A 13,527-nucleotide genomic window follows, 5' to 3' on the forward strand; every position below is an offset into this window, starting at 1 on the left:
TCACATGACCGAAACCCGTAACCCCATCCCACCGTTCACCGCCGAAACCGCCGCCCGGAAGGTACAGGCCGCCGAGGACGCGTGGAACACGCGCGAGCCCGAGAAGGTCGCGCAGGCCTACAGCGTCGACACCGTCTGGCGAAACCGTGACCAGACGATCACCGGCCGCAACCAGGTGATCGCCTTCCTCACCGCCAAATGGGATCGGGAACTCGACTACCAACTCCGCAAGAACCTGTGGGCGTTCACCGACGACCAGATCGCCGTGCGATTCCAGTACGAATGGCACGGCCATGACGGACAGTGGTGGCGCTCCTACGGCAACGAACTGTGGCGCTTCGACGCACAGGGCTACATGACCCATCGCGAGGCCAGCATCAACGACCGTCCCATCGGCCAGGAGGAGCGACGCGTCACCCCAGGCCGGGGCGAGCTTCCCACCTGGTGACGCCCCGCCGGCCCACGCCCGGATGCCCCCAGTCTGCCGAAACGACGTGCGGGTGCATGTCTCGGGGCTGGACCATCCGCGCGACAGCACCGGCCAGCTGGCCGGCGACCGCAAGGTCGCCGGCCACTTCGCATCTGAATGGCTCTACGTGTTCCGCCCCCAACGCCGCTCTCACACCCCACCACTGCCTGATTGCCGGCCGTCCCGTGGTTGAGGAGGGCTGGCCGGTCACCGAACAAGACCAGCCAGGCCACGACCAAGCGCTGCATCCAGCTCCGGCTGCGTCTCCGCTAAGGACCAGTCCCGTTGACCAGTCGGCTGGGGATCGCGCCATCGACGGTCCACCGGAACCTTGTCGATGCCCGCCTGAGCCGGCTCTCGCACGTCGACCGCTCCACCGGTGAACCCGTCCGCAGCTACGAGCACGACCACCCCGGGGCGATGATCCACGTCGACGTGAAGAAGCTCGGCAACATCCCCGACGGCGGAGGCTGGCGCTACGTCGGCCGCCGTCAAGGCGAGAAGAACCGGGCCGCCACACAGGGCAAGCCCCGCAACAAGTACGCCCATCCGTTGATGGGCAAGGCTTTGGTTCACACCGTCACCGATGACCACTCCCGCGTCGCCTACGCCGACCTCGGCGTCACGCACAAGCGGACCCGTCCGTATCGGCCGCAGACCAACGGCAGGATCGAACGCTTCCACCGAACCCTGGCCGACGGTCGGGCCTACGCCCGCTGCTACGCCTCCGAAGCCGAACGCCGGGACGAGCTCGACGGCTGGACTACGACAACCACCACCGGCCACACACGGCTTGCGGCAACCAGCCGCCGTTCTCACGGTTGGCCAACGTCCCCGGTCAGTACAGCAGTCATCGTCACCGCGCCGTCACCGCACGCCATGTGCCCGGGCAATACCGCCGAGTCCATGAATTCCTGAGAACATGGTGGAAATGCCATCCCCTGGCACCCCCGTGCTCGTGAGACGAGGAAATATGGAGCAGTTCGCCGCCCACACGAAGGCTGTCCTGGACCGCATGAACGCGGTCATCGACGGCAAGTCCGCAGAGACCCGCACGGCCCTCACGGTCCTGCTGGCCGGAGGCCACCTGCTGGTGGAGGACGTCCCGGGTGTGGGCAAGACCATGCTGGCGCGGACGCTGGCGGGGGCGATCGGCGGCACGGTCAGCCGCATCCAGTTCACCCCCGACCTGCTGCCCACGGACATCACGGGTGTCTCGGTGTACGACCAGGTGCGCCGGGAGTTCGAGTTCAAGCCGGGCCCGGTGTTCGCGAACATCGTGATCGGGGACGAGATCAACCGGGCGTCCGCGAAAACGCAGTCCGCGCTGCTGGAGTCGATGGCGGAGGGCCAGGTCACCGCGGACGGCACGACGTACCGCCTGGCCACCCCGTTCATGGTGGTCGCCACGCAGAACCCTGTGGAGATGGACGGCACGTTCCCGCTGCCGGAGGCGCAGCGCGACCGCTTTACCGCCCGGATCTCCATGGGCTACCCGGACGCTGACGCAGAGGTCGCCATGCTCACCGACCACGGCTCCGGCTCCCCGCTGGAGGGGCTCGAACCGGTGCTGGACATCGACCAGGCTCGCGCTCTCGTCCAGCACGTGGCCTCCCTGCACGTCTCCACCGCGGTGCGCCGCTACATCGTGGCGCTGTGCCAGGCCACCCGCTCGCACCCGCACCTGCGTCTCGGCGCGAGCCCCCGCGCCGCACTCCAGCTGCAGGCCGCAGCCCGCGCACAGGCCGCGCTCGCCGGGCGCTCCCACGTGCTGCCGGACGACGTCAAGGACGTCGCCGTGGCCGTGCTCTCCCACCGGCTGATCCTCGAGCGCCGCTCCGGCGCGGACAGCGCCCAGGACATCGTCCGCACCATCCTCGACGACGTCCGCATTCCCACCGAAGACGCGCCCCGCACCCGATGAGGACCGCCACTTCGAAGGCGCGGGTGGACTCCCGCGCCAAGTTCACGGTCCGCGGCTGGTGCTTCCTGGCGGCCGCCGTGGTGTGCCTGGCCCTGGCCACGTGGCTCGGGCGCAAGGACGTTCTCGCACTGTCCCTGTTTCTCGGCATGGTCCCGCTGCTGTCCTCGCTGGCCATGTGGCTCGTGAAGCCGCGGGTGCTGCTCAAGCGTTCCGTCGAGCCGCCCCTGGTCACTCTGGGGGACGCGGCGCAGGTCTCCCTGCGGGTGCGACGCCGCTCGACGTTCCCCTCCCGCTCCCGCACCTCGGCCGGCGACGCCGCCGTCCCCGGCACCTCCCCAAACGTCGCCTCCGCGAACGGCACCTCGACGGACGGCGACGCACCCGGCAGCACGTCCGCGGCCGGGGGCCCAGCCGACGGTGCGGGCGCCACGGGCCGTGCCCGCGCGGCGTCGTGGCGACGCACCGCATCCGCAGACCGCGCGGCGGTGGACGTCCACGAGACGGTGGACCCGCTGCTGGGCCGGGACCAGGACTTCTCGGTCCCGGTGTCCGGGGTGCCGGTGGCGTACACCGTGCGCCCGCGGCGCCGTGGGATCCACGAGCTCGGACCTGCCACGGTGCGCGTGAGCGATCCGTTCGGCGTGGTCGCCGAGCTGCTGGACGTGGCCGAGCGGACCTCGCTGCACGTGGCACCGGACCCGGAGGAGCTCACGGAGCACCGCTCAACGCTGGCGCACGAGTCCGGCAGCGACCCGTCCCGCCGCGCCCAGCCGCAGCCGGGACCGGACAACGTGACCACGCGCGAGTACCGCCACGGGGACCCCATGCGCCGGGTGCACTGGGCGGCCTCCGCGAAGCACGGGCAGCTCATGGTCCGCCAGGAGGACCCTCGCAGCACCCGCAGGACCGTGCTGGTCCTGGACACCGTGGAGCAGCACTGGCCCGGCGAGCGCGTGTGGGCCGGCGTGCTGGAGTCCACGGAGGAGTTCGAGTGGGCGGTCGGTGCGGCGGCCTCCGTGCTTGAGCACCTCACGCGCCGCGAGACGGTGGTGTACGCCCTGGAGGACCAGGGCCGTGCCCTGCCCCGGGGCGAGTCCGAGACCGCCGAGCTGCGGGACACCACCGTCACGGACGACACCGCCACCGAGGTGGTCCACGGGCTGTCCCGGGTGGCGCTCGTGAAGCGCCCCGAGCCCAGGCCCGCGGAGGACCAGCTGGCCGCGCGGCTGGACCGCGAGGGCCTCACCCACCCGGTGCTGCTGCTCACCGGCAAGCTCTCCCCCGAGGGCGCGCAGCGCTTCGTCCGGGCCGCCGCGGGCAGTGCCTCACACTCCGTGGTCATGGTCGTGGACCCGCCCATCGCCCGACCGCAGAGCGCGGACGTGTTCGAGGCCGCGGGCTGGTCCGTGGTCCTGGTGACGCGCTGGACAGACGTGGACGCCGCGTGGCTCGCCGTGGTGGGCGGCGGCTCCCTGATGGCACCGCCTCCCCCTGCGCCGGGTGAGCGGCGCCTGAGCATGGACGAGATGATGGCGCGCACCCGAGGCAGGACCACCGCATGACGTCCCCCGACTCCTCCCACCGCTCGACGCCCCAATCGACCCCCCGTTCGACACCCAGCTCGACACCCTGGGACGACGACGCCGCCGCGGCCGATTCCCCCTCTGCGTCACCCACCGCTCGGGGCGCCTCCGCTCCCGCAGCGGCGTCGGGCCCCCTGTCCCGTCCGCCCCGGCCCCGCGTGATGGAGCTGTGCCTGCTGCTGCTCGGGGCCGTGGCCCTGGGCTGCGTGGGAATGGGAGGCGCGCTCGACGGCGGGTGGTGGATCGCCCCCGTCGCGGTGACCGCAGTCACGGTGCTCGTGGTCACCGGTGCCGCGCGCTGGCTGCGCCTTCCCTCCACCGTGGTGACCGTGCTGGGCCTGGCCGCGCTGCTGCTGGCACTGACCGTGGTGCACCTGAGCTCCTCGGCGCTGCTCGGCTTCATCCCCGTTCCCGGCACGCTGAGCGCCGCGTCCGAGCTGTGGGGCTCCTCCGGTGATTTCGTGGCCGGCACGGCCGCGCCGTACCCGTTCCACCCCGGCTTCTCGTTCGTGCTGTGCGCCCTAGTGGGACTCGTCACCGTGTTCATGGAGACCGTGCTCGTGGGGCTGCGCATGGCGGGGCTCGCGTGCCTGGGCATCGTTGCCCTCCTGGTGGTCCCGGGGCTGACCCTGCCCGGAAGCGTCACGCCCCTGGGGCTCGCCGCCGCGGTGCTCGCCGCTCTCGCGCTGCTGGCCGGTTCCCGCAGCCTGGGTGCAACACGTGCCCGCCGGATCGCCCCCACGCCCGGCGGCCTGCCCCGTGCGCTGCTGGTGGTCGCCGGTGTGCTGGCCGTGGTGCTGTTCGTGCCCTCGGTGATGCCCGGCTTCTTCAACGGTGCGTTCCCCCAGGGCAGCTCCCTCACCTCCCAGCGGGCCGCCGGCGTGGGACCCCTTCGGGCTGTGGGCCAGGACCTGCGCTCGCAGGAGCGCACGCAGCGCTTCAGCTACACCGCCTCGGACGACCGCGCGCAGTACATGCGTCTGCTCACCCTCTCGGACTTCTCCTCGGACGAGTGGTTCCCCAGGACGGATGGCCTGGACGGGGACCTCTCCGGGCTCTCGGACGCGTCCCGCAACCCGGTGCCCCGCGGCACCGAGGTCACCAGCAAGGTCACTTTCGACCAGTACGACGAGCACTGGCTGCCCGCTCCCTACGCCCCGGTGGGCGTCGCCGGACTGGGTGAGCAGGGCTGGGCCTGGAACCCGCAGGACCTCTCCGTCCACAGCGAGTCGACGGGCATGTCCGGGGCGAGCTACACCGTGACGTCGACGACGCCGCAGGCCACGCCCGAGACCCTGCGCCGCGCGCCGTCGGCCTCGTCCGACGACGCCATGAAGGACTACCTGAAGCTGCCCCGGGACCGCCCGCAGGCCCTCGCGGACGCGGCGCGCGACTTCGCGCGGGGCGCGGGCACCGACTACGACCGCGCGCTGGCCCTCCAGAACCACCTGCGCCGCGACTTCCACTACGACGTCAACGCACCGCTGGCCCAGGGCTACGATGCCGGCGGGATGGGCTCGCTCGAGAAGTTCCTGCAGACGCGCACGGGCTATTCGGGCCACTTCGCCCCGGCCATGGCACTGATGGCTCGAGAGCTGGGCATCCCTGCCCGCGTGGCCGTGGGCTATCTTCCCACCGCCGCCACGGTGGACGCGAACGGCGGCAGCTCCTACCCGGTGGGCACCGGGGATTCGCACGCCTGGCCGGAGCTGTACTTCGAGAACGTGGGATGGGTGCGCTTCGAACCCACTCCCGGCGTGCCCAGCACCCCGGACTACGCGCCGGACTCCGGGCAGGACGCCTCCGCCGGGTCCTCCCCCTCACCGGGCGAGTCCGCGGGTGGGACGTCCTCGGACGCGCAGCCCTCCGACTCGCAGTCCCAGGGCTCACAGTCCGCGGACGAGCCGTCGCAGCAGCCCAGTACCCCGGGCGCCGACCAGCAGTCCCCGGACGCCCAGCCGTCGGAGGAGGGCGCGCCCGAGGATCAGCGGCCCGCCACCCTGGTCGTTCCCTGGTGGGCACTGGCCGGAGGCGTCGTCGTTGTCGTGCTGCTCCTCCTGGCCGCGCTGCCCCGCTGGCTGCGGCGACGCCGCCGGCGTGCGCGGATCGCCGCGCTGCAGGACAAGAACCTCCCGCCCCAGCGCCGCGCCAACGCCGCCTGGGACGAGTTCCTGGCCCTCGCCGCGGACCACGGCGTGACCGCCCGGCCCTCGGACACGCCACGCGTGGCCGCACGGAGACTCTCCGCGGGGATCCCGGCGGCGGCGTCGGCCGTTGAGCGGCTGGTCGAGGACGTTGAGACCTCGGGCTACGGGGTACCGCACGCGGACTGGACGCCGCGGACCACCCCGGAGGACCTGACCCGGATCCGCAATGAGTTCCGCCGCCGGGCCACGCGGGGAAAGCGTATGAGGGCCGCGTGGTGGCCGGCCTCGCTGCGCGGGGGCTCCCGCCGCTGAGACCCAAGCGCACGAGCCCACCGGACTCACTGAACCCACTGAGCCCGGTGCGACGACGCCGCCCGCTCCCCGCAGCACCACGGGGAGAGGGCGGCGTCGTGCTCAGCCCTGCTCGGCTCGGGCGGCGATCACGGCGTCGTAGAGCCTGCGGGTGCTGACCCCGTACTCGGTGGCGACCTGCCGCGCGGCGGCCTTGAGCTTGATGTCCGAGGTGGCCACGAGCTCCTCGACCACCGCGGTCAGCTGCTCTGGCTCCGGCGCCTGCGCCGGGGCCGCCCCGTGGAGGACCACCACGATCTCTCCGCGGATCTGGTTGCCCTCGGCCCACGCGACGAGACCGTCGAGGTCGTCGCGCAGCACCTCCTCGTGCAGCTTGGTCAGCTCCCTGCACACCGCGGCGCGGCGCTCCCCGCCCATGGCGTCCCGCAGTGCGGCGAGCATCTCGGCCAGGCGGTGCGGGGACTCGTAGAACACCATGGTCCGGGGTTCGGCGGCCAGGGCGGTGAGCTGCGCGGCCCGCTCACCCTTCTTGCGCGCCAGGAACCCCTCGAACGTGAACCGGTCCGTGGGCAGCCCGGAGACCGCGAGCGCCGCGAGGACGGCCGAGGGCCCGGGCAGCACGGTCACCGGCAGCTCCGCCTCGGCCGCCGCGCGGACGAGCGGGAAGCCGGGGTCGGAGACGGTGGGCATCCCGGCGTCGGAGAGCACGGCCACCGTCTTCCCCGCGCGCACCTCGTCCAGCAGCTCGGCGCTGCGCGCGGACTCGTTGTGCTCGTGGTGGGTGACCACGCGCCCGGCCACACCCACGCCCAGACCGGAGGCCAGGCGGTGCAGCGTGCGTGTGTCCTCCACGGCGAGCACGTCCGCGCTCTGCAGGATCTCCCGCAGCCGAGGGGAGGCGTCGGAGAGGTTGCCGATGGGGGTGCCCACGATGACCAGCGCACCGTGGGCGGAGTCCTGGGCTGGGGCAGATGCTTGCGAAGTCACAGGACCACTGTACGAACCCCGTCCAGTCCGGCGCCCTACCATGGGGTCCGTGCCTTCGACCGCTGCCTCCCCCGCCGCCCGGCCGAGCGCCGGGTCCCCCGCACGCCCGCTGGACGAGCTCCTTCTCCCGGCCGTCACCCGCCTGCCCCGGTACTGGTGGGTCCCGCTCGCGCTCGTGACCCTGCTGGGCGGGGTGCTGCGCTTCACAAGCCTGTCCTCGCCGCACGCCGTGGTCTTCGACGAGACGTACTATCTCAAGGACTCGTACTCGCTGCTGCTGCACGGCACGGAGCAGCAGTGGCCCTCCGGCGCGGACGCCGGCTTCGTCTCCGGCAGCATCCCGGACGTCGAGGACCACCCCTCCTTCGTGGTGCACCCGCCGCTGGGAAAGTGGCTGATCGCGGTCGGACTGTGGCTCTTCGGCGGGGACGACCCGTTCGGCTGGCGCTTCTCCGCGGCGCTGTTCGGCACGGCCTCGATTGCGCTGATCTGGTTCGCGGGCTGGCTGCTGTTCCGCTCGGTGAGCCTCGCCACCGTGGCCGGGCTGCTGACCTCCCTGGACGGGCTGCACCTGGTGGAGTCGCGGCTCGCGCTGCTGGACATCTTCCTGATGTTCTTCCTGCTGCTCGCGTTCGTCTTCGTGCTGCTGGACCGGGACGATGGACGACGCCGCCTCGTCGCCCGGTTCAACCGCTCCGCCCTGGGACCGTGGCTGGGAGTGCGGTGGTGGCGGGTCGCGGCGGGTGTCGCGTGCGGTGCGGCCGCCGCAGTGAAGTGGAACGCGCTGTTCAGCATTGCGGCGCTCGGGGTGCTGGCGGTGCTGTGGGACATGAACGCTCGCCGGGTGGCGGGCGTCCGCCGGTGGTTCACCGGGACGCTGCTCAAGGACGGTCCGTGGGGGTTCCTCACGATGATCGGCGTGGGGCTGGTGACCTACGTGCTCACGTGGTCACGGTGGCTGCTCACGAGCACCGGCTACGACCGCAACTGGGCAGAGCTGAACCCCGGGCAGGGCCCCCAGTGGCTGCCCTCGGCGCTGCGCTCCCTGTGGGAGTACCACGTGGCCGCGTACTCGTTCCACACGGGGCTGGACTCCCACCACACCTACATGGCCGGTCCCGCAAGCTGGCTGTTCATGCAGCGGCCCACGTCCTACTACTACGAGTCACCCTCCGCGGGCACGGACGGGTGCACCGTGGACTCGTGCAGCCAGGCGATCCTCAACCTGGGCAATCCCGCGATCTGGTGGGTGGGCGTTCTGGCGCTGGCGTTCGGGATCTGGCTGTGGGCAGTGCGCCGCGACTGGCGCTTCGGGGCCCTGGTGGGAATCTACGCGGCGGGGTACCTGCCGTGGTTCCTGTACCCGGAGCGGACCATGTTCTTCTTCTACGCGCTGTCCTACTTCCCCGCGCTGGTGCTGTTGATCACCGGCGCCATAGGGGTGCTCACCGGGCGTCTTGCGGTGCCCCGGGGCGGGGCGACGGCGGGCACGCCAGAGGCCGCGACGGATGAGCGGGTGGTGTCTGCCCGCTGGGCCCGGCGCTGGTGCACCGTGACGTTCGTGTTCCTGGTGCTCGTGGTGGCACTTGCCGTGTTCTTCTGGCCCGTGTGGACCGCCCAGACCATCCCGTACGAGCACTGGCGGTGGCGGATGTGGTTCAGGTCCTGGATCTGAGCCGGCCCCGGCCGCCCGCCCAGGGGGCCGTCCGCGGGGTGGCCGCGCGGCGTCGTCGTCGGGTAGTGACGAGCATGACTGCGAACGCACCCACGAGCGTGATCAGCGCAACCGCGATGGCGGCGTCGATCCAGAACTGCGTGGGGTAGAGCCGGATCAGCGTGTCAGAGATGCTGAACGTCCACGTGCCCGAGCTGAAGAACAGCGAGTGGAACGCGGCGAAGAAGTTCTGCCAGCCCAACACGGCCGCCACGCATGCCACCACGAGCAGCGCCACCGTGAGCCACGCGCCCGCGAACCATGCCGCGGAGGCCGCCCCCGGTGCGCGGCGGTGCAGCCACCAGCCGACGAGCACGCTCACCACGAGCAGCACCAAGGCGCTCATCAGCCCCCAGTGCATCACGTGCTGCACGTCGCTCATGTGGGAGACCTCGGCCGGGGTGAACGCCAGGCCGCCCTCCGGGCTCACCAGGCCGCCCAGGTACTCCGGCGGGGCCAGGTTCATGATGTAGTCCATCCCGTAGGAGCCGAACGTCATCCGTTCCTCGGTGCTCATCCCCCAGTGGTCCGCGGGGAAGCCGGGCCGGTGGTACTCGAGCTGCAGGAAGACCGGGGTCGCCACGAGACGCGCCCCCAGCCCCAGCAGCAGCACGGGCAGGGACAGCGCCAGGACTGCCTGGAGCAACCGCTGCACTACGGTGCGGCGGGGCAGCGAGCGCGCCGGTTCGGCGCCGGGGTCCCGGGCCCCGCGGGAGTCCCCCGCGGAGCCCGGGTTCGAGGCTGCCAGGCAGCCGCCGGGATCTTCGGCCGAAGCGGCCGGCTCGGAGGACGCGGGCACGGGCGCGGAAGTGCTCACCAGTTGCCGTGCCACTTCTCGTTCGGGTAGTTCTGGAACGGAATGTTCCAGTCCCCGAGCCCGTCGTCCGGGTCCGCCTGCGGGTAGTTCGTGTTGACCACTTCCACCATGTCGCCCGGGCGGAACGTGTTGTAGATGTAGCTCGCGCCCTCCGGGGGCATGCCCACGCAGCCGTGGGACACGTTGGCCACGCCCAGAACGGAGTACGCGGAGGGCAAAGCCTGGTGCACGAACTCGCCGCTCCACGTCAGCCGGGACACGTTGGACGCGTCGAACGGCGGGTAGTAGTGGGAGTCCCCCGGCTTGAGGTTCAGGGAGCCGGCGTTGAACTTGTACGAGGCGGCCTGTTCCAGGATGACCTTCTTGCCGGTGGTGGATGGCCACTCGGCGTCGCCGAGGGTGACCGGCCACGTGCCCGTCTCCTTGCCGTCCACGTAGGCCACCAGCGTCTTGGTGTTGTTGTCCACGTAGGCGCGCTGCTCGGGGCCTGTGGTGAAGGACACCGTCTTGTTGCCGTTGCCGATCATGCCGTTGCCGAGGTCGGTGCCCAGGATGTTCGCGCTGACCTTCACGGTGGACTTGGGCGTCCAGGGCTCGCTCGGGCGGAAGCGCAGCTTCTGGTCCGAGTACCAGCGGAACGCACCGTCCTTGTGCGCACCCTCCACGGAGATGGCCTTCTCCACGGCGTCCTTGGTGCTCACCGGCTCTGAGAAGTTGAACTCCACGACCTGCCACACGCCGTAGGTCTGCCCGTCCTTGACGTTCATGCTCACGTCCGCCTCGTGCGCGGCGTCCACCGTGCTGAACACGCTCTGTCCAGTGGTGTCACGGCCCCTGTTGCGCGCCGTGTAGTCCACGGTGTAGGTCTCGTTGAACGCCAGGGGCTTGGCCGAGCGCCACTCGGTGCCGTTCTTGCCGATCGCGCCCTCGGCCTTCTCACCGGAGTTCGACGCCGTCACGGTCACCTCCGTGAGCGTCCCCGCGTCCGTGGTGACCACCACGGGGTCCACGGGGTTGACCATCGAGGCGTCGGCCGCCGGGATCACCGTCACGCCGGGGGCTTTCGCCGTCGACGACGCACCCGCGGAACCCGAGGCCTCGGCCCTGCCCTCGTCGCCAGAGTCCGCGCCGCACGCGCTCAAACCCACGGCAGCGAGCAGCCCGACGGAGCCGAGGGAGAGGCGCCGGCGCGTGAGGCCGCGCGCGGCGTCGGCCCCGCTGGGCGTGGCGGCAGGGCTGGCAGAGGACGGGGAGAAGGATGCGCCGGGGCGGGAACCCTCGGGGCTCGTTCCAGAAGAGTTGTGGGAAGCGGTCATGGGTACCTCACTGGGGTGAAGCCGGGGGTGGAGCCACGGGCCCGGTACCGGGCGGCCCCGGCTGAGGGCCGGTTTCGGGTGGCGGTCCCGGTCACCCGTGGGTGGGCGGCTGCTACGGCCGCCGCAGGTGCGGGGTCCGCAGCTCCTCCGGAAGGGGCACGAAACGTTCTGACTCGGGCGGACGCCTGTTTGCGTTCGCAATTGGGCGGGTGTACCCAGAATACCCTTCCGTATGCGCTGCGGAAACACCGCTATCGGCGGCGCCGCGAGGACCGTCGGCGGCGCGCTGCCCGCCGCGCGCGGCGTCGTCGGCGCGGGGGTCGTGGCCGCGTGCACCGGGACGGGAGGCGTCCTCGTCCGAGGGCTCGGGCCGGTAGGAGACGTCGCGCAGCACGCGGACCCCGGGTGAGGCCGCGCCGGCGGGCTGGGCCGCACCGAGGGACGCGCCGCGGGTGCCGCGGCGCACCACGGGCTCCTCGTCCGGGCGGACGGCCTGGACCACGGCGTCGAGGTCGTCACGGCCCCAGCCGTCCGGGGACTCCAGGCGCACCACGCGCCAACCGCGGGGCGCGGTCAGGGCGTCCGCGTGCACGGGGCAGAGATCGTAGGCGTGCGGCTCCCTGCGCGCGGACAGCGCACCGATCACCGCGGTCGAGTCGGCGTAGACGTAGGTCAGTGTGCACACGGCGTCCCGGCTGCACGTCTGCCGTGAGCAGCTGCGGCGCGGAGCAAGATCCTGGGCCACGCGGCTCACCGGCCCCGGCGGCGCAGCCTGCGCCGCTCGCGCTCGGAGAGACCGCCCCAGATGCCGAACTTCTCGTCGTTGCTCATGGCGTAGTCCAGGCACTGCCCGCTCACGGGACACGCTTCGCACACGCGCTTGGCGTCCCGGGTGGAGCCGCCCTTCTCGGGGAAGAACGCCTCCGGGTCCGTCTGGGCGCACAGGGCATCCGTCTGCCAGGCGAGCTCGCCCTCGGCGTCACCCTCGCTCACGGAGTACACCCCGGCCACGGCCTGCCACACGGACGCGTCCACGCTCTGGACGTCGTGGACCTCCATGTCGTGCAGTTCCTGGGGGGTGTGCGCGGGAGGCTCGGGCTCACGGGGCTGCTTGCGGTCGGAGCGCAGGAGCACGTCCCCGGCCACCTCGGGGTGAGCGGCCAGGAAAGCAGAGGCGAGGTCGTCCAGTGTGGTGACGCCGACGGTGCCACGGGCCTGGTCCACGGGATCCACGAACCAGTCGACGGGGACGGTGCCGTCCGTGGAACCGGCATCCGAGTCCTCGCGTCCGTCGTGGCGGCGGCGTGCGGCCTCTCCCATGTCTGTCCTTCCGTCCCGCGCATTCGTCTTCTCGGTGCCCTCAACCAGCCCGGTTGTCCCGGCTGCGAGTGGGTTCGCGTGACGGGACGCACCCCTGCCTGCCAGGTGGACCCCCTAATTACACGCGTGTAAGTCCCGGGTAGTCAAGCCGAGTATCCTGGGCTTCCCGGGTTCACCGGCGCGCCGCCCGCGCACCCGGGGCCCGGTCACTTACCCTAAGGAGTTTCTGCGTGGGACGCACACCGAACGATCTCGCAGGGGCCCTCGCAGCGGTCTCCGAGCGGCCCACACCGGCCCTGGTCTGGCGCGACGGCCCCGAGCGCGTGGAGCTCTCGGGGCGCGTCCTCGTCAACTGGGTGGAGAAGTCCGCGGGGCTGCTTGTGGACGAGCTGGATGTCGCCTCCGGGGACACCGTGCGCATCTCCCCCGCACCCCACTGGCGGCTGGTGGTCCTGAGCCTCGCCGCACTTCGCGTGGGTGCGCGCATCGAGTTCGCCGCGGACGCTGACGCCGTCCTGCACGCCCGCCTGGAAGGCCACGACGACGACGCCGTGGCCGGCACAGAGCTCGTCGTCGCCACCCCGGCGCTGGCCTTTGCGTGCTCCGACCCCCTGCCCGGGGACGCCGTGGACTTCTGCGCCGAGGTGCGCGCCCAGCCGGACACCTACACCGGGTTCGAGGAACCGGACCCCTCCGCCGAGGCGCTGCCCTCCGGCGCGACCCACGGGCAGCTGCTGAGCAGGGCCCTGGAAACCGCCTCCCCGGAAGCCGTCGGCACCGTGTTCCTCCCGCTGGACGACGGCTGGGGAGAGACCACGCTGCTGAGCACGCTGGGGATCGTGGCTCGCGGCGGGGCCGTGCTGCTGGCCGCCGGGCCGCAGGATGCCACCGAGGACGTCCTCACCCAGGAACGCGCCACCCAGCTCTGACGGTCTAAT

General features: G+C 71.8%; 11 protein-coding genes and 1 pseudogene. 7 read left to right on the forward strand and 5 right to left on the reverse strand.

What is annotated here, in order from left to right; all coding sequences use genetic code 11:
• Positions 1 to 4: 4 nt before the first annotated feature.
• The 5 genes and pseudogenes from FS770_RS05785 (at position 5) to FS770_RS05805 (ending at position 6,435) form a co-directional block, all read left to right on the forward strand.
• Positions 5 to 448: a nuclear transport factor 2 family protein gene (locus FS770_RS05785; RefSeq protein ID WP_144942364.1), complete on the forward strand. Its 444-nt coding sequence runs from the start codon at positions 5 to 7 to the stop codon at positions 446 to 448.
• A gap of 188 nt (positions 449 to 636) precedes the next feature.
• Positions 637 to 1,314, forward strand: a pseudogene (locus FS770_RS05790) (integrase core domain-containing protein); the annotation flags it as partial.
• Positions 1,315 to 1,442: 128 nt separating this feature from the next.
• The gene (locus FS770_RS05795; protein WP_145010567.1) at positions 1,443 to 2,393 is read left to right on the forward strand and encodes an AAA family ATPase; all 951 of its coding nucleotides are present in this window, start codon (positions 1,443 to 1,445) and stop codon (positions 2,391 to 2,393) included.
• A complete protein-coding gene (locus FS770_RS05800) occupies positions 2,390 to 3,955 on the forward strand; it encodes a DUF58 domain-containing protein (protein ID WP_145010570.1) in 1,566 nt (521 codons plus the stop codon). The genes FS770_RS05795 and FS770_RS05800 overlap by 4 nt, the downstream gene beginning before the upstream one ends.
• Positions 3,952 to 6,435, forward strand: coding sequence for a transglutaminase TgpA family protein (locus FS770_RS05805; protein WP_244944774.1), 2,484 nt, complete (start codon positions 3,952 to 3,954; stop codon positions 6,433 to 6,435). The genes FS770_RS05800 and FS770_RS05805 overlap by 4 nt, the downstream gene beginning before the upstream one ends.
• 102 nt (positions 6,436 to 6,537) lie before the next feature.
• Here the strand turns inward: FS770_RS05805 and rsmI are convergent, their stop codons facing one another.
• Positions 6,538 to 7,422 (reverse strand): 16S rRNA (cytidine(1402)-2'-O)-methyltransferase, encoded by an 885-nt coding sequence (gene rsmI, locus FS770_RS05810; protein WP_244944775.1) that lies wholly within the window; start codon positions 7,420 to 7,422, stop codon positions 6,538 to 6,540.
• A gap of 40 nt (positions 7,423 to 7,462) precedes the next feature.
• On the opposite strand from rsmI, the gene FS770_RS05815 reads away from it, so the two are divergent.
• Positions 7,463 to 9,097: a dolichyl-phosphate-mannose--protein mannosyltransferase gene (locus tag FS770_RS05815; protein ID WP_145010573.1), complete on the forward strand. Its 1,635-nt coding sequence runs from the start codon at positions 7,463 to 7,465 to the stop codon at positions 9,095 to 9,097.
• Here FS770_RS05815 and FS770_RS05820 read toward each other — a convergent pair.
• From FS770_RS05820 to FS770_RS14030, 4 genes are all read right to left on the reverse strand, one after another.
• Positions 9,081 to 9,953 carry a TIGR01906 family membrane protein gene (locus FS770_RS05820; protein ID WP_244944776.1) on the reverse strand — a complete coding sequence of 291 codons (873 nt, stop codon included), beginning with the start codon at positions 9,951 to 9,953 and terminating at the stop codon, positions 9,081 to 9,083. The two genes, FS770_RS05815 and FS770_RS05820, sit on opposite strands and share 17 nt — an antisense overlap.
• Positions 9,950 to 11,269, reverse strand: a complete 1,320-nt coding sequence (locus tag FS770_RS05825) for a L,D-transpeptidase (RefSeq protein WP_145010576.1) — start codon at positions 11,267 to 11,269, stop codon at positions 9,950 to 9,952. Before FS770_RS05825 ends, FS770_RS05820 begins: the two co-directional genes overlap by 4 nt.
• 112 nt (positions 11,270 to 11,381) lie before the next feature.
• Positions 11,382 to 11,954 (reverse strand): DUF3499 family protein, encoded by a 573-nt coding sequence (locus FS770_RS05830; protein WP_244944777.1) that lies wholly within the window; start codon positions 11,952 to 11,954, stop codon positions 11,382 to 11,384.
• A 65-nt stretch (positions 11,955 to 12,019) separates the two neighbouring features.
• On the reverse strand, positions 12,020 to 12,589 hold the full coding sequence (locus tag FS770_RS14030) for a WhiB family transcriptional regulator (protein ID WP_144942372.1): 570 nt from the start codon (positions 12,587 to 12,589) through the stop codon (positions 12,020 to 12,022).
• A 230-nt stretch (positions 12,590 to 12,819) separates the two neighbouring features.
• Here FS770_RS14030 and FS770_RS05840 point away from each other — a divergent pair, with 230 nt between their 5' ends.
• Positions 12,820 to 13,518 (forward strand): TIGR03089 family protein, encoded by a 699-nt coding sequence (locus FS770_RS05840; protein WP_144942373.1) that lies wholly within the window; start codon positions 12,820 to 12,822, stop codon positions 13,516 to 13,518.
• Positions 13,519 to 13,527 lie beyond the last annotated feature (9 nt).

It is taken from the genome of Kocuria salsicia (genome assembly GCF_007681555.1).
Lineage (GTDB): Bacteria > Actinomycetota > Actinomycetes > Actinomycetales > Micrococcaceae > Kocuria > Kocuria salsicia.

Bases quoted from the DNA above. Each gene is read 5' to 3' on its own strand.
- FS770_RS05785 (WP_144942364.1), top strand. From the start codon at position 5: ATGACCGAAACCCGTAACCCCATCCCACCGTTCACCGCCGAAACCGCC.
- FS770_RS05795 (WP_145010567.1), top strand. From the start codon at position 1,443: ATGGAGCAGTTCGCCGCCCACACGAAGGCTGTCCTGGACCGCATGAAC.
- FS770_RS05800 (WP_145010570.1), top strand. From the start codon at position 2,390: ATGAGGACCGCCACTTCGAAGGCGCGGGTGGACTCCCGCGCCAAGTTC.
- FS770_RS05805 (WP_244944774.1), top strand. From the start codon at position 3,952: ATGACGTCCCCCGACTCCTCCCACCGCTCGACGCCCCAATCGACCCCC.
- FS770_RS05815 (WP_145010573.1), top strand. From the start codon at position 7,463: ATGGGGTCCGTGCCTTCGACCGCTGCCTCCCCCGCCGCCCGGCCGAGC.
- FS770_RS05825 (WP_145010576.1), bottom strand. From the start codon at position 11,269: ATGACCGCTTCCCACAACTCTTCTGGAACGAGCCCCGAGGGTTCCCGC.
- FS770_RS14030 (WP_144942372.1), bottom strand. From the start codon at position 12,589: ATGGGAGAGGCCGCACGCCGCCGCCACGACGGACGCGAGGACTCGGAT.